The sequence below is a fragment of the Nocardia salmonicida genome (assembly GCF_036142455.1).
Classification (GTDB): Bacteria; Actinomycetota; Actinomycetes; order Mycobacteriales; family Mycobacteriaceae; genus Nocardia; species Nocardia salmonicida.
Map to the genome: position 1 here is coordinate 2,108,870 of NZ_CP108014.1, position 14,209 is coordinate 2,123,078.

Here is a 14,209-nt window from a genome sequence, read left to right on the forward strand (position 1 = left end):
TCTACTGATTCGGCCGCTCAGTCCCGACTCGGTCGTCAGGGTGAACGAGCTGTTCGACCGCACCGACTGTCAGGGCGCTCGGTTCACCACGGCGAGCGCGAGTTCGGTGCACAGGGCAGCTACTTCGGTGGTCGGCTGACCGGGGTCGCCCAGCCAGGTCGCCACGAGCTGGTTGATCCCGCCGACGACGAAAAGTGCTTCCTGGCGCCGGATCTCCGGATTCGCGGGGGTGTCGAGGAATTCCGCGCTGTACTGCATCACGAGGTCGGTCACGATGCCGACGGCGCGGGAGCGCAACTCTTCGAGCCCCGCGACGCTGTGGGTATCGCTGGTGAGGATGCGGTGGATGCTGGGGTCCTCGGCGATCGTGTCGAGGTAGGTCGTCAGTGCTCGCAGGAGTTTGCGTTTCAGGGTGCCCGGCTCGGCCTGGCTCGCCTCGACGAGGGTGGTGAACAGCTCTTCGTGCACCTGCTCGGCGACGGCGAGGACCAGTGCGTCGCGGGTGGCGAAATCTTCGTAGAAGTAGCGCGGCGTCAACCCCGACGCGGCGCACACGCGGCGCACGGTGACTTCGCTCGGGCCTGCCTCGCCCCAGATCTGGCGACCCGCGGCGAGGAGTTTGTCGCGGCGTTCGTCTCGTCGATTCGCCGCGCTGATTCCCCGGTAGGGCTGGACCACCTCTGCACGCGCCATTGACAGGACTTTAGCAGCCGACATACTTTGGATATCAGTCGTTATCCAAAAAATTGTCGCTCAACGAGGAGTGTCGATGACCACCGTTCCCACCCGTCACCCCGATCGTCCCCACCACGTTCCCGCCGTCGTCGGCGGCTTCGCGGCGATGCTGGGGGTGCACAGCCCCGACTCGAAGCAATGGCAGCGTCTCGGCGAGGGCCTGCTCGTCGGTGACGACGCGATGGATCGGCTGGTGGACTGGATGGTCGCCACGGGCTCGAAGCAGATGCGTCCGCTGTTCGATCGAGCGCTCACCGACGGCATCGGCGCGGTGCCGAATGCGCCGGATGCGCTGCGCGAGTTCTTCGCCGCGGTCGAGACTGTTCCGGCGTGGGTCGATCACGACAAACTCGTGCGCGGGGCCAAGGTCCTGCGCACCGGCGGGTCCGACGGCATGTACATCGCACGCGACGTCGCCATGCTCGGCGGCTACCAGTTCTCCGGCTTCAACAAGACCCTGTTGCGTACAGGAGCACTGGAAAAGGGCTCCAACCAGCGGTGGGCCGAGACGATGCAGTGGGCGATGGACGTCCTGTCCGAGGACGGATTGTCCCCGCTGGGTCTGGGATATCAGTCCACGATCCGGGTGCGACTCATCCATGCCTTCGTCCGCAGGCACGTGGCTGCCATGCCGGATTGGCGGACCGAGGACTGGGGCTTGCCCATTAATCAGACGGATATGGCGGCCACGCTCGTCGGCGCCTTCATCGCACCGGCGATCGGTGGGATGGGTCTGGGCCTGTTGCTCATCCCCGCAGAGACCGACGCTGTCGCGCACTTGGTCCGCTACGTCGGCTGGCTGCTCGGTGTCGAGGAACAGTGGCTGCCGCGCTCCTTCCGCGACGGTGTGCGCGTCCTGGTGCACACGCTGTCCGCCTTGGCCGACCCCGACGAGTCGACTCGCCAACTCGCGGTGCCGATGTCACGAGACCCGTTGTCGTGGAACTATGACCGGCTGCCCACGATCCGGCGCCGCCTTGCCTATGCCCAGCATCTGTCGGTGACAGGGACCTTCCTCGGCCGCCACACGATGCGTGCGCTCGGGCTGCCGACGGCGATCGTTCCGTGGTATCCGGCGATCCGCATCCCCGTCAACGTCGCGCGCTCGGTCACCCGGCTGTTGCCCGGCGGGCTCGACCGTGCGGCGACTCGTGGTGCGCGAGAACAGGATCGGTTCATGTCGACGCTGGTCAGCGCCGGACCGACCGTCGGCGCGGCGGCCGCGAGACTCACCCACGCGGCCTAGCGCCGCAATGGGTGGAATGCGGCCGAACACGGCACGGCCGGATCCAGACAACGGTGGTTGCCCCGGATTGCACGCCGATGAGCCTTGGTCGGCCAGTTCCTAGATAGCGTTGGCCATGGCCTGCCCCAATGAGTGTGACCATCTGTCAGGCCGCGCGAGAATCTCAGCGATTCAGTGCTTGGAGCGGTTCGAGGCAGACCACGAACTTCTCGATTTCGTTGATGGAGGGTTCTTCGCGGGGCCCGCATTTGGTTCCGTCTACTGTGTCTGGGTTGATCGAGACGACCTTGAAAAGGAAATCGTCGGGTTTGGTGGTGCACGGTATCTGCTTGACAGGAGTTTCGGTCCTATCCCAGCAGGTGTTGGGTCTCCAATTGACGTCCCAGCACAGGACCCAGCCGGTTACTGACGAAGTTCCATCGTCCGGGTTGCATTTCTCCGGTCCGCTGACAATTGCGCTGATCTTCGCGTCCGCTTCGGTGCTGTCGCAAGGGAGCTTTTCTATCTTGTCGGTGAAGCGGGACAGTCGCGCGCATTCCCCGTCGATCCAGTCGATAGGAGGGGGCCGCGTCGAGAAAGAGATCGCGGCGGCTACTGCGAGAGCGGTGACGGCCGCGCCAGTTCCGATCATCAAGACCCGCTTCCAGCGGATATTGGTTGACGGTGACTTAAGTTCGAGGCATTCGCGGCGACGGGCGGCGGCATCACGATAATCCGGTTTTGTCGCGAGGATCTCACTGTAGAGATCGGCGGCGGCGTTCCAGGCGCGGCCTTCTTGTGCGCCGATGGCTTGCTGATATTTGTGAGCGAGATCGAGTTCTTCGGCGGCGGCGCGGCGCAGTGCGGCGGCATCGCGGTAGTGGGGGTCCGATACCAGCAATTGGTCGAGTTTATGTATGACGGTGTCGTAGTCGTGGTCATCCAGTGCGGTGCGGGCCGCAGCGTAGAGCTGCTCATTGACCGGTTTCTCCGGCTGTGATTCCAGGATGAACGGTCGGCTGTTTCCTCCTCGCAGGTAGAGGACGGGGGTGACCCATTCGAGGGTACCCTGTGCGCCCATGATCGAAATTCGGCCGCTGCGAACAGCGTTCTCGACAGTGCGGTTTCGCGCGATCGCCGTATAGAACCCGGCAGCAAAGGAGGTCGCGGCCGTGTCGCTGATTCTGAACTGCATGGCAGCGACAGCGCTGACTCCGCTTCGCGCTAGCACTGCTGCGGTGCCGGAGAACAGATCCCTGGTGCTCTCCGCACCGGATGAGCAGGAATTGAGGACAACCAGTCGGGGCGTCGGTCTTGCTTCGCTGAGCAGACAGGCCAAGCGAGTGGCGGGGATCGGAACTGCGCCACCATCGGAATCGACCCAGGCGATAGACCCTTCATCGTTGGTGACGTCGTAATGGCCGTGGCCGATGAAGTGCAGGACGTGCCATTCATCGGACAACAGTTTTTCCTGTACGCCCGCCCAACCGGCTTCCTGTAGCCACTCGAAGTGCAGCAGGCCGCGGGTGGTCAACGGTTCCAGTGCCTTCTCCAGCCGTTGTTGTTCAGTGGAAACGGCTAGCGACGACATTCCCCGTGGGGTGGCCACCAGGCCCAAGATTCGCAGTGGCGGTGTCACTTTGAGTGGTTCGCAGGTGTAGGGCGCCGGTACATGACGAACCAGGGGCGCGGTCAGGCAGACGTAGTTCTTGGTGTCCTGGTCCCATAACGCTTCCCACGGCAAGGCGGCCAGCTCGGGAGCGCCGAGGCGCAGTTCCACCCGCAGTTGCTCGTTGTGATCCTGGGCGGCGGCGACACTTGCCCGATACGTCTCGAGGACATCGCCGGTGAACAGTGCCCGGAACAAGTATCCGCCGATGTCCTGTAGGGCCTGCTCGCCCGGGTCAGCGACCCGACGTCCGGTTACCGATGACGCCAGTACCACCGCCTCCAAATAGGGTTGCTTCTCGAGTAGCTGGTGGGCATCCAGCTGCATGGTCGCGGAGGGTTCGGCCCCGACAGGTGAGTGCAACACGCGCGTCGTGTACTGATCGCCGCCGGAGTTCGCTTCGATCTTGATTTGAATCGTGCATGTCATTTCGCTGATCACACCCTCGCATCAAGCTGCGGCTCACGTCGTTCGACAGGCAGGTTTTCGCTCGCCGGCCGAACGCCGACAACGTTGTTCGTACGTCGGGCAATCGGATGCCACGTGAGGTCCACGCTGAGCTGGGCGGCCGCGCCCGTCTCGGCCACGATGGCACCCGCTTTCGCATTGAATTCCAGACCGAACTGGACCCGTACCTCGGCTGGCGGCGCGGCCAGCTCACCGAGTTGACCCAGAACTCCCTCTGCCATGACCCTGATCACCGAGAGCGCGGAACCGAGCGAACGCTCGGCCTTCTCCACGGCCTCTGCCATCTGGTCCCGCCCACCGCGGGTCACCACGTCGCCGTACCGGGGTAGGGAGTCGACATGCACCAGCACCTCGCCGCCGCTTTCGACCGGAAAACTGACCATCGACATCACTTCTGCTCCTTCGATCAACCACGGAATCGGTGAACCTCCGGCGCAGAACTTGTCACGCGGGTCGTGCCGACGAAGGGCACCGAGCCAGACGCCGCTGAGCGGCATACATCTGGATTTCTAGGCACTCGCCACCGTCGGTAACGGGCAGACCATTCAAGTGGCGCTTTTACTACTGACCCAGCTCTCGCTTTTGCCTCGTAGAAAGATCATCTCGCGCTGAGCGGACGCAAGGATCGAGTAGTCGTCTACCTGTATTCCAGAAAGGCGTTCCGCCGCGACAGCTCGGCCCGTAACTGCAGGAATCGGAATAGTCCCGGTTGGCCGACGACGGCTTCGTAGCGGTCGACGACCTCGTCGATGAAGGCGGGGATGTCAGCGGCAGGAATGCGGGCTGTCCAGTCCGCGAACCCGACCGTGCACCACTGGGCGAAGGCCTCGCGTGAGCCGAAGTCCCATTCCCGGTCGGTTACGGAGTGCGCGGTGACCTCGAGGTCGGCACTCGCCGCGATCGAGGGCAACGTGCCGGGGTCGATATGCACGAAGGGGCGCGCGAAGCCGGCGAACGCTGTCGACCAGCGCGCATCGCCGGTAACCGCCATCGCTACGTTCTCGATGCTCGGGCGAGGCCCGCCGCAGACATACTGCACGAGCACCCGTCCGCTGGGTTCGAGTGCCCCGGCGATGTGCCGGTAGGCAGTCTCCTGGTCGAGCACCCAGTGCAATGCGTTGAACGAGACAACGAGGTCGAAGTCGCGAGGAAAGGTCATGGTCGTGACATCGCCGACTTCGAAGGCGATGTTCGTGAGCTGGTCGTCGGCCGTGCGGGCGGCCTCGATCATCCGCGGCGACGGGTCGATACCGAGCACAGAACCGGCGGGCACCCGCGCCGCGATCAGGCGAGTCACATAGCCGTCGCCACAACCCACGTCGAGAACGTGCTCGGCACCCGCGAGCGAGACGGACTCCACAGCGTCCGTCGCCATCGCACGCTGGAGTCCACTGATGTGGGCGTAGCCCGCGCCGTCCCAGTCGGCCATTTTACGACCCGCCCTGCGGCGGAACATCCTGCTTGACCGGCGGGGCGTCGTCCGGGGCGAGGTGGGTCAACCATGCAGCTTCGACACTCAGTTCATGAGCTGGCATACCCGTATTGTCGCTCGCCGGCGCAGATGAAAGCTGCACCGAGACCACGCAGGCGTGTTCGGCGCGCGAGTCGGGCGCTGAATAGTTCTCGTTTCAAAGTCGAACTCCCAGCTCCGATCTTGGCCATCCGCGCGGCGGCCCGAGATGATTCTCCGCCCAACAGGAGCTCGAAGCAGTTCGCCGACCACCGTGCGACGCTGCGTCGGTCACAGGCGTCGTCTTTCGAATGTCGGAGTATGCGTGTTTAATGGAGTTACCTGACAGCGTTCTCGCTCAGGTTCTGTGAAATGAGGTACGACCATGATCGTGCTCGGGTTGATTTTGTTGTTAGTCGGCTTCCTAACCGGGATCTCGATTATCTGGACGATCGGAATCGTCCTTATCGTTATCGGAGCGATCCTCTTCCTGCTCGGTACAACTGGGCGCGCGGTCGGCGGCCGGAAGCATTGGTACTAGCGGTACGCGGATCACGACCCTCAGGGTGATCAACGAGGGCACCCTGAGTCTTGAATGTCTGCCGGCTCGCAAGATCGCGACCAACTCAGCGGTATGGTTGGGCAGTCGGCGATTGCGCCCCGAGTTCGCGATGCCGGGCGCGGCAAATCATGGCGCGCCCTCGTCGAACTAGGACGCCAGGCTGTCCTATATCAGCGGCATACTCGAATCATGAACGAAACCGAATCCACTGCGGGACAGCTGAATAAGCCCGACATTACCGCCTACAACGATCCGGACGCGCCGTGGAACCAGGCGTGGGACGAAGAGGGCAGCATCGCCAACTGGAATGCCGATGTGATCACCGAGTTTCGGGAGAACTCGGGCAAGGTGGGCGGCGCTTACGCGGGCGGGGACCTCGTCCTGCTCACCACCACCGGAGCCAAGAGCGGCAAGCGTCACACGACTCCACTGGGCCCGCTATACCGGGATGACACCATGTACGTGAGCTCGTTCATCGAGGACAAATACCCGGCTTGGTGGTACAACATCAAGGCGAATCCGCAGGTCACCATCGAACTCCGGGACAAGACCTACCAGGCGACCGGAACGGTGCTCGAAGGCGCGGATTACAACGAGTTCGCAGCCTGGGTGCTGGCCAACAACCCACTGATGGCTGACTTCCAGTCCAAGATCGACCGGCCCGTGCCGCTGGTCGTGCTGACCCTCGACAGCGAGTGCTGAGTGCACTCAGGCGCGGCCCGCGCGGCATCACCGTCAACGCTGTCGCCCCCGGCTGTGTACTCGCCGATATGAACGCCTGGCTCATCGACAACCCCGACGGTCAGCGCGAAGCCTCGTCCAACGACGCCCTCGGGCGCGTCGGCCACCCCGCCGATATTGCCGACATCGTCTCCTATCTCGTCGGCGACGACGCCCGGTGGATTACCGTCCAAACCCTCGAAGCCAGCGGCGGTACCGTCCTCGGAGTGGGCCAGATCGGCTGTGCCGCAGTCGATCACGGTGCACGATAGTGCTTCCGGTCGGCACGCTGCTGACCGAGTCAGATATTTCCGTGCCGACCGACGCTGGTCTCCAGATCCGTTGTGCCAGAGCGAATTGCATGGTCTGCCCTGCCGGGAACTGAGAGCACGTTCGGTCACTGACCGGATCCGACCAGCGACCGAGCGTCACCTTCCCTTGAAGGACCGTCGCAGGGTTTGAGCGCTACGGAAACCGAGCCATGGTCCTGAACCGACACTTCTGCACGCCCGAGCTCCGGGCTTCGGCCTGGTCGGGGCGCCCTTCTCGCGGGGTGAGCGGCCCACCGGCGGAGCGCCAGTCGATCAGGCCTCGGCTCATGTCGACCGCTTCGAAGCCGTTTTCGACCAGGAGGTTCGCCGCTCCCGTGGAGCGAAGGCCGCTGGTGCAGAAGGTGATGAGTAGACGGTCCTCGGGGAGTTCCATGCAAAGCGGGAATCGCGGCCCCGACCGCGTCACTGGAACACACGGCCGACAGCGCCTGCTGCTGATCAGTGTTCAGCTGAACAACCACTGGTCTGGGTGCCGCGCTACCCACCGGGCTCACGCCGAATTCTGCAATATCTCACCCGGGACGCGATCGACAACTGTTGCGGCGCAATGTTTGAATCATAAGTGCGGGGTAGTCGACATAGTGGTGCAGCGTTGCGCCTCCCTGACGTCGACATCGAAGGAAAGACTTCATGAGCACACGCAACACCGCTACGACCTTGCTCGCGCAACTGCGCGTTATCCGCGATCTGACGGATACCGAAATCCGAATCGCCGAGACTCGAATCGCACAGGCTCGCACTGAGGCAGTACGCCGTGAACTGGCTGAGAACGCCGACAACGCCCGCGCCCGCGCAGAAGCCATCGAGGCCGCGATCCGTGAACTGGGTGGTGCGCCGGAGCGGATCGGCCCGTTCATCGGACGCGCTGCCGCAGCGGTCAAGGCGATCGGCGAACAAGCCCAACCTTTCGACGAAGCCCTGCTCGCAGACCTCGTCCTCGAACACCAGCTGCTCGACCGTGCCCGCTACGTCAAAGCACTCGCGACCACCGTTCAGAACGCCGATGTAGTCGCAGTGGCGCAGCGGTTGATCACCGCCCATACGGCCACCGTCACATGGTTGACGACCGTACTCGCCGAGGACGCGCTCGGCGGGCCCGCGGCTCTGCGTCGAACACCGATTCAGGCGGTTACGGGGACTGCGGTGAAGCTGATCAATATCCCTGTTACGTGGTCTACTCGCAGCATCGACCGCGCGTTGGACACGTTCCGTGCTGCCCCGCCGGCACTGGGCGAGTTGCTCGCCAGGGGTGCGCACGCGGGCGATGTCGCCGTGAAAACCCTCGCGGCCTCGCGCGATGCCGTTCTCGAAACCACCGAGCAGGTCTCGCGGCGTGAAGGCGCGGACTCCACCGCCGAGGCAACGCATTCACTGCGCACCGCCGCCGGCCTTCTCGATCCCAGTGAGCTGCCCATCAGTGGCTACGACGACTTGAATGTCACCCAGGCGGTGGCAGCGATCAAGGAACTCACCGATCCCGCGGCAGTCCGGACGATCCTCGCCTACGAGGAGGCGCACAAGGCGCGGCAAGGTGTCGTTTCGGCCGCGCAAACCCGTGTCTCGGCGATCGCCCGAGAAGTGAGTGGGCTGAACTGAGAAGTCCCCTGACAGCTACCCCGTCGGTGCAGCGGTGGTCCTACCTTGGGTCCAAAACGTGGACCGAGCTGGTCCGCCGGGCCTTGAGCCGGTACCGCGAAGTTCGACTACGTAGCATCGGCGGGCTGTTTAATGTTGCCGGAGAGGGAAGTCCGCGTGGAAATTAGCGAAGGGCATCGGGCATCGAGTGGGCTCAACAATTTGTCGAGTCGTTCGTAGCCTGGGCCGGGACGAGCCAGTCGGTATCCGGGTTGTTCCGAATGATAGGTGACTTGCGCGATGATGCAGCAACAACGATGACCCCTTTCAATATCGAACGCTTATACCTTGCAGCCGGAATCGCACTGCTATTGGCCGCGACGCTTCCTCGCCTCTTCAAAGATCGGGCGATCACCGCGCCGATGCTCATGTTGGGAGTCGGAGCCATCGGTGGACTCGTGATCGGACCCAGCGGCCTGCAAGCGGTATCACCCTTGTCTCATCCCACCGTGATCGAGCACCTCGCGGAGCTGTGTGTGATCGTGGCCCTGATGGGTGTCGGGCTCGCGATCGACCGGCCCTTACAGTGGCGCACCTGGGGCTCGACCTGGCGCCTGCTGCTGATCACCATGCCGCTGTGCATCGCAGCGGTAGCGGTGTTCGGATGGTGGGCGGCAGCGCTGACTCCTGCCGCGGCAGCGCTGCTGGCGGCTGCGCTGGCACCCACAGACCCGGTGCTTGCCTCGGATGTGCAGGTCGAGGGCCCGACGCCCGGCGGTGCCGGCTCAGCCGAGGAGGACGACGAAGTCCGTTTCGCGCTCACTTCGGAAGCGGGCCTCAATGACGCCCTGGCCTTCCCGTTCGTTTATCTGGCGATATTTCTCGCGACCAAAGGCTCGGTCCAGACCTGGTTCGTCGGCTGGTTCACCTGGGAACTCATCGGCAAGATCGCGGTCGGTGCCCTCGTCGGCGGGATCGTCGGAAGTTTGCTCGGTCGTGGTTTGTTCCGATTCCCCATCGAAGACGCACGCCTCGCCGACCGCGGGGAACCGATCGTCGCCTTGGCCGCGGTGTTCGCCGTCTACGGGCTCGCCGAACTCGTCGGCGGCTACGGATTTCTCGCGGTGTTCGCGTGCGCGATCGCTATTCGCCGTATCGAGCGCGGCAGCGAATACCACGAACAGATGCACAGTCTGGTCGAACAGTTGGAACACGTTCTCACCCTGGTCGTATTGCTGCTGCTCGGAGCGGCACTCACCACGGGCCTGCTTGCCGCTCTTTCTTGGCAGGGAGTCGCGGTCGGCATGCTTCTGGTCTTCGTCGTTCGGCCTGTCGCAGGGTGGCTTGCACTGCAGCGATGCGCCGGGATGAGGCCCAAGGAGCGCGTCATCACGGCCTTGTTCGGCGTCCGTGGAATCGGTTCGATCTACTACCTCGCGTACGGCCTGACCCAGGCGGACCTCCGCTCGGAAGCTGGTGCGCTATGGGCGATCGCAGCGTTCACCATCGTTCTGTCCGTGGTCGTTCACGGCGCCAGCGCAGGCTGGGTGATGCAGTACCTGGAGAACGCACGTGTCAGTAAGTCACCGACCTAGCCGAACTCCTGACGCACTGTCGATTCAGGCAATTCGTTCCGACCCGCGGCACCGCTGGCGCTGTTACGCGCGGCCCGGCCGCCACTCGGGTGAGCGGCCGAGAATTCCCACGATGCGGGACAGGGTTGCCGTCGTGTCCGCGACCTCGAGTGCGGGGCCGAAAGCAGCGCGGGGGTGAAGGCGAGCCGTGCCGGTGGGAACCGCTTCGGCGATCAGCAGGGCCGTTGGAGCCAGGTCGGAGTCCACATCGATGTCGTGGCCGACCGATCGGGCGACATCCCAGGCGTGGACGACGCTGTCGATGAGATGGAAGCCGAGCGCGGTCGCGGTGGGGAAGTGACCCGGTGGGATCTCGGGGAGAAACACGGTACGGGCCTCGCATGTGGCGAAGGCTGCGATGACGTCGTGAGCTGACCGGACATAGTCACCGATCGGATCGACGGCGTGGTGCACCACCCAGATCGCCGGATCGTTCCCACCGCGAGCGGCTGCGGCGAAACCGCGATTCTGGGTGCCCATATGTTCCAGCAGCGCACGCAGATCCCATCCGGCACAGGGTGTTTCGATCGACAAGGACGCGCCGGAAGCCGCCTCCACCGCGTCGATACTCAGTCGCACGGCACGCTCGTGCCGGGCGAGCAGCAGCCGATCTTCGTCCGAAATAGTACGCATGTGCTTACCGTACGCTCATGCTTATGATCTGCCAAGGGTTATCGATCGATCCGCCCCGGCGGTAGATTTCGACCATGCCGAAAGCGACCCGCCCGGATCTCGCGGCCATGCTCGTACTACTCGGCCGTGCGCTGACCGAAGCGGAGCGGCCCATCCTCGACCGGCACGGGCTCACGATGTGGGCCTACGTGGTGCTCCTCGGCCTCGACGAACGCCCCGTCCACACCCAGGCCGCGCTCGCCAAGGCGATCCGGGCGGACAAGACCCGGATCATTCCCGTCCTCGACGACCTCCAGCAGCGCGGCCTGATCCTGCGTGAGCCCGATCCGGCCGATCGGCGCGTCAACCTGATCAGGCTCACCCCCGACGGCGCGAATCTGCGCGACCACACCCAACGCGACATCCAGGAGCAGGAGCAGCGGCTACTGGCCGAGGTCCCCGCCGCCGATCGCCGCACCTTCCTTCGAGTACTACAACTGCTCGCCGACCGCACCGGTACCGGTAATTCGCAGCCGTGAAGAACGACATCGACCACCTCTTGGGTCATATTGGCCACGGCATCTGAACGGGCTTTCTGGGGCCACTGTCTTCCGCGGGTGCATGCGTCGAGTGCGAATCCGGTGGATGCGCTCGTACGCGAAGGTGCGGTGAATCCGCAGCCCGCCACCCGAGACGGCGGCAAGGTGACTACGATCCTCGCTCCGGACGGTTCACGCGACTCCCTGTATCAGCGCAACCAGACGCTCTATGGCATCTTCGTTACCCGGGAGCGCGCACGGCTCACCGAAATGGCCCCGGTTTTCGAACGCGGGCTGGCACGTCCGCGGATCGGGAAAGTTCTTCGCCTCGATCAGATCGCTGAGGCCCATCGACTCCTCGACGCCGGACACAACAGCGGCAAGATCGTCATCGACATCAACTGACGATACGACCTTCAAGGTAGCGGGCGTTGCGGTCACGACGGCAGCGACTCCAGCGGGCTCGCTCGGCTGGTCGGCGGGCGCCATGACGGCTCCCGGCGCCGCGCGGATACTGATCTACCCGGCGCCGGAAGGCCGCACCACGCGGATCAGTTCAGTGCGCCGTTGTAGTCCGGGAACTTGAACGTGCGCTCGGCATGCCCACCGGACAGGTCCGACGCGCTGTTGCCGATATTGGCGACGATCGTGTAGCCCTTGCTCTCGATGTCGGCCCGGCTCGCGGTCTTGTACTCGGCCAGGCCCGCATTGCCCGCCGACAGCGTGGTCGGCGCGCTGCCGTACAGCGCGTCGACGGGGTAGCCGACCGAGGTCAGGTTCGCTTGCGAGTAGGCGTTGACCAGGGCGGGCCTGCCGGTGACGAAGATGATTGCGGCGCCGTTCTGTTTCGCCCAGGTCGCCAGGCCGAGCACCGGCTGGATCGCCGGGATGATCAGGCCGGTGTTGTAAGTGGTCTCCAGCGTCGTGTTGTCGATGTCGAAGACGATCGCGGGCCGGGTCGCACCGGGCAGCCGACCGGCGAGATAGGTCTTCGCCTCGGCCACGACCGGGGTGATCTCGCCGATCCACTGCGCGTACGGCGGCAGCTCGGACCGGTTGCCCGACAGCGAGGACGAACCGCCGCCGGACAGCGACGACGAACCGGTGTCGGCGCCCGCGACGGGCAGCGGAGCCAGGAGCGCAGCCGCGACACCGGCGACGATCGATGCAGTAACACGTTTCATCTGTCGCACGCTAACAGCGGACCGAGCCACGCAGCTTCATAATCCCGAGCTGTGGGGCTGCTGCGGGGCGCGCCCACAGGATCGGCGTCGGTCACCTCGGCCCGGTTCAACCGCTGCGAGATCACCTGGCCGATGCCGTCGCGCATGGTCGTACCGAACTGTTCCGCCGAACCAGCCGAGTTGTCCCCTTCATCAGCGCCGGCATGACCGCGTCATCGACGTGGAAGGGAGCAGTCGAACGTCCACGCGACATCGGGCTGGCAGACTGCTGGGCGGTGCACAGGGCCGGACCGCGTTGGTAGCACGCCCATCAGAAACTGGGCGGTGTGGCATCAACTGTCGATGTTGACGCGCCCAGCAGCGTGGCCGCGACTACGGGTTCAACCACAGCGCTTCGCAGGGCATACGCCGGTGAGGCAGAAATCCGCCCCTGATCTCGATGGCAGTGATGGAGGGATGAGGGCGAGAAAGCCAGTCGTGCAGAAAGTTGCGCACGGCGGTGCGGCAACCGCGGAAGTCGACCACCAGGCCACCCGTGATCACTCGGAGGTGAGTGTCGGGCTCGGCGGGGCGAGGAGATACGGGCAGTGACATCAGAACTTTCCCCGGCCTTCGGGGTCAAGTACAACGACGTTGTGCAGCCACCGCGAATCGTCGGAGGCGATGTCGATACGGCGGTCAGTCCAGGTGGGTGGAGTTGACAGCGATCTGAGCGCCGACCGGGTCGAGGGCTGCCAGGAGACGGCATCCGCCAGATCCGGACTGCCGCCATCCACAGCTTTCGCCAGCGGCCGCTGGGAAATTGTCGCTGTGAGCGATCTGCGCACAGGTTCTGTGTTCATGCGTCGCCTTTATGTACGTGGTGGTGAATATGTTCGGTCGTGTGCGGCGGGACGATGGCGGCGTGACTCGCCGATCGTCGGATGATTTATCGCCGTCTAGGGCGGAAGGTTCTTCGCCCGCCATATCGACCGGAGGCAGAACTGATCTGCCACTGCGCTGTGTATCGCTGGGTTCTCCCAGGCGTAGCAGCACGGACGACAGGGTAACATGGTTATCGTTGACGGGTTCTCGCAGGGATGCGCATTCGCTGACTTTGATATCAGCGGGTCGAAAGCCTGCCCGGATTGTCTGAACAACTCGGGATGGCATCTATTAATATGGATATGCGCATCTAGGCATTGAAATTACCTACTGCACCATTGGATGGCCGATGTCAGTGACGAAGGTTGGTCGCTGTGCCATCGATATCAGGCAGGATCCAGGTGTGGTCATAGAGTTGCGGGGTGGGGCCGTAGAAGCGGAACAGGGCTTCCAAGCGGCGTCCTTCGGGGGTCGGAATCCAGTTCGACTCGCCCGCGGTGGGTGGGGTCGGTCCGAAGTGCAACTCCATGCTGCCGTCGTCGCGATTTGCAAGTTCGACTCGGTCGCGAGCATCCCTGGACCGGGGTAAACACCCCGGAGCGAAGATTCAACCCGTCGCCGGAGTTCGATCCGGCGACAG

15 protein-coding genes and 1 pseudogene are annotated in these 14,209 nt (G+C 64.1%); 8 read left to right on the forward strand and 8 right to left on the reverse strand.

Annotation, left to right across the window (positions count from 1 at the left end):
- Positions 1–69: 69 nt before the first annotated feature.
- The gene (locus OHS03_RS09995; protein WP_328662471.1) at positions 70–693 is read right to left on the reverse strand and encodes a TetR/AcrR family transcriptional regulator; all 624 of its coding nucleotides are present in this window, start codon (positions 691–693) and stop codon (positions 70–72) included.
- Between the two features lie 76 nt (positions 694–769).
- Here OHS03_RS09995 and OHS03_RS10000 point away from each other — a divergent pair, with 76 nt between their 5' ends.
- Complete coding sequence (locus OHS03_RS10000) at positions 770–1,981, forward strand: oxygenase MpaB family protein (protein WP_328662472.1); 1,212 nt, start codon at positions 770–772, stop codon at positions 1,979–1,981.
- A gap of 163 nt (positions 1,982–2,144) precedes the next feature.
- On the opposite strand, the gene OHS03_RS10005 is transcribed toward OHS03_RS10000, so the two are convergent.
- The 3 genes from OHS03_RS10005 to OHS03_RS10015 form a co-directional block, all read right to left on the reverse strand.
- The gene (locus OHS03_RS10005; protein ID WP_328662473.1) at positions 2,145–4,070 is read right to left on the reverse strand and encodes a CHAT domain-containing protein; all 1,926 of its coding nucleotides are present in this window, start codon (positions 4,068–4,070) and stop codon (positions 2,145–2,147) included.
- Positions 4,067–4,486, reverse strand: coding sequence for a CU044_2847 family protein (locus OHS03_RS10010; protein WP_162256219.1), 420 nt, complete (start codon positions 4,484–4,486; stop codon positions 4,067–4,069). The genes OHS03_RS10005 and OHS03_RS10010 overlap by 4 nt, the downstream gene beginning before the upstream one ends.
- Positions 4,487–4,734: 248 nt before the next feature.
- On the reverse strand, positions 4,735–5,526 hold the full coding sequence (locus OHS03_RS10015; RefSeq protein WP_328662474.1) for a class I SAM-dependent methyltransferase: 792 nt from the start codon (positions 5,524–5,526) through the stop codon (positions 4,735–4,737).
- A 406-nt stretch (positions 5,527–5,932) separates the two neighbouring features.
- Here OHS03_RS10015 and OHS03_RS10020 point away from each other — a divergent pair, with 406 nt between their 5' ends.
- The 3 genes from OHS03_RS10020 to OHS03_RS10030 all read left to right on the forward strand — a co-directional run bounded on the left by OHS03_RS10020 (position 5,933) and on the right by OHS03_RS10030 (position 7,101).
- Positions 5,933–6,088, forward strand: coding sequence for a DUF6131 family protein (locus tag OHS03_RS10020; protein WP_328662475.1), 156 nt, complete (start codon positions 5,933–5,935; stop codon positions 6,086–6,088).
- Positions 6,089–6,298: 210 nt separating this feature from the next.
- Positions 6,299–6,811, forward strand: a complete 513-nt coding sequence (locus tag OHS03_RS10025; RefSeq protein ID WP_328662476.1) for a nitroreductase/quinone reductase family protein — start codon at positions 6,299–6,301, stop codon at positions 6,809–6,811.
- Positions 6,805–7,101 carry an SDR family oxidoreductase gene (locus tag OHS03_RS10030; protein ID WP_328662477.1) on the forward strand — a complete coding sequence of 99 codons (297 nt, stop codon included), beginning with the start codon at positions 6,805–6,807 and terminating at the stop codon, positions 7,099–7,101. The genes OHS03_RS10025 and OHS03_RS10030 overlap by 7 nt, the downstream gene beginning before the upstream one ends.
- A gap of 280 nt (positions 7,102–7,381) precedes the next feature.
- On the opposite strand, the pseudogene OHS03_RS10035 reads toward OHS03_RS10030, so the two are convergent.
- Positions 7,382–7,537 (reverse strand): annotated as a pseudogene (locus OHS03_RS10035) (rhodanese-like domain-containing protein); the annotation flags it as partial.
- Between the two features lie 254 nt (positions 7,538–7,791).
- Here OHS03_RS10035 and OHS03_RS10040 point away from each other — a divergent pair.
- A complete protein-coding gene (locus OHS03_RS10040) occupies positions 7,792–8,757 on the forward strand; it encodes a ferritin-like domain-containing protein (protein ID WP_328662478.1) in 966 nt (321 codons plus the stop codon).
- Between the two features lie 296 nt (positions 8,758–9,053).
- The gene (locus tag OHS03_RS10045; RefSeq protein WP_328664158.1) at positions 9,054–10,331 is read left to right on the forward strand and encodes a cation:proton antiporter; all 1,278 of its coding nucleotides are present in this window, start codon (positions 9,054–9,056) and stop codon (positions 10,329–10,331) included.
- 63 nt (positions 10,332–10,394) lie between these two features.
- Here the strand turns inward: OHS03_RS10045 and OHS03_RS10050 are convergent, their stop codons facing one another.
- Entirely contained in the window at positions 10,395–11,003 is a 609-nt protein-coding gene (locus OHS03_RS10050; protein ID WP_328662479.1) for a TIGR03086 family metal-binding protein, read from the reverse strand.
- Positions 11,004–11,077: 74 nt separating this feature from the next.
- Between OHS03_RS10050 and OHS03_RS10055 the strand changes: the two genes are divergently transcribed.
- Both OHS03_RS10055 and OHS03_RS10060 read left to right on the forward strand, forming a co-directional pair.
- On the forward strand, positions 11,078–11,521 hold the full coding sequence (locus tag OHS03_RS10055; protein ID WP_328662480.1) for a MarR family winged helix-turn-helix transcriptional regulator: 444 nt from the start codon (positions 11,078–11,080) through the stop codon (positions 11,519–11,521).
- Between the two features lie 129 nt (positions 11,522–11,650).
- Positions 11,651–11,926, forward strand: coding sequence for a zinc-binding dehydrogenase (locus OHS03_RS10060; RefSeq protein ID WP_328662481.1), 276 nt, complete (start codon positions 11,651–11,653; stop codon positions 11,924–11,926).
- Between the two features lie 146 nt (positions 11,927–12,072).
- Here the strand turns inward: OHS03_RS10060 and OHS03_RS10065 are convergent, their stop codons facing one another.
- Together OHS03_RS10065 and OHS03_RS10070 are read right to left on the reverse strand one after the other, a co-directional pair.
- The gene (locus OHS03_RS10065) at positions 12,073–12,705 is read right to left on the reverse strand and encodes an HAD family acid phosphatase (RefSeq protein WP_328662482.1); all 633 of its coding nucleotides are present in this window, start codon (positions 12,703–12,705) and stop codon (positions 12,073–12,075) included.
- Positions 12,706–13,921: 1,216 nt separating this feature from the next.
- Positions 13,922–14,176, reverse strand: a complete 255-nt coding sequence (locus tag OHS03_RS10070) for a DUF1214 domain-containing protein (RefSeq protein WP_328664160.1) — start codon at positions 14,174–14,176, stop codon at positions 13,922–13,924.
- Positions 14,177–14,209: the final 33 nt, after the last annotated feature.

Coding starts and splice junctions, on each gene's coding strand:
- OHS03_RS09995 (WP_328662471.1), bottom strand. CDS start 693: ATGGCGCGTGCAGAGGTGGTCCAGCCCTACCGGGGAATCAGCGCGGCG.
- OHS03_RS10000 (WP_328662472.1), top strand. CDS start 770: ATGACCACCGTTCCCACCCGTCACCCCGATCGTCCCCACCACGTTCCC.
- OHS03_RS10010 (WP_162256219.1), bottom strand. CDS start 4,486: ATGTCGATGGTCAGTTTTCCGGTCGAAAGCGGCGGCGAGGTGCTGGTG.
- OHS03_RS10015 (WP_328662474.1), bottom strand. CDS start 5,526: ATGGCCGACTGGGACGGCGCGGGCTACGCCCACATCAGTGGACTCCAG.
- OHS03_RS10020 (WP_328662475.1), top strand. CDS start 5,933: ATGATCGTGCTCGGGTTGATTTTGTTGTTAGTCGGCTTCCTAACCGGG.
- OHS03_RS10025 (WP_328662476.1), top strand. CDS start 6,299: ATGAACGAAACCGAATCCACTGCGGGACAGCTGAATAAGCCCGACATT.
- OHS03_RS10040 (WP_328662478.1), top strand. CDS start 7,792: ATGAGCACACGCAACACCGCTACGACCTTGCTCGCGCAACTGCGCGTT.
- OHS03_RS10045 (WP_328664158.1), top strand. CDS start 9,054: ATGACCCCTTTCAATATCGAACGCTTATACCTTGCAGCCGGAATCGCA.
- OHS03_RS10050 (WP_328662479.1), bottom strand. CDS start 11,003: ATGCGTACTATTTCGGACGAAGATCGGCTGCTGCTCGCCCGGCACGAG.
- OHS03_RS10055 (WP_328662480.1), top strand. CDS start 11,078: ATGCCGAAAGCGACCCGCCCGGATCTCGCGGCCATGCTCGTACTACTC.
- OHS03_RS10065 (WP_328662482.1), bottom strand. CDS start 12,705: ATGAAACGTGTTACTGCATCGATCGTCGCCGGTGTCGCGGCTGCGCTC.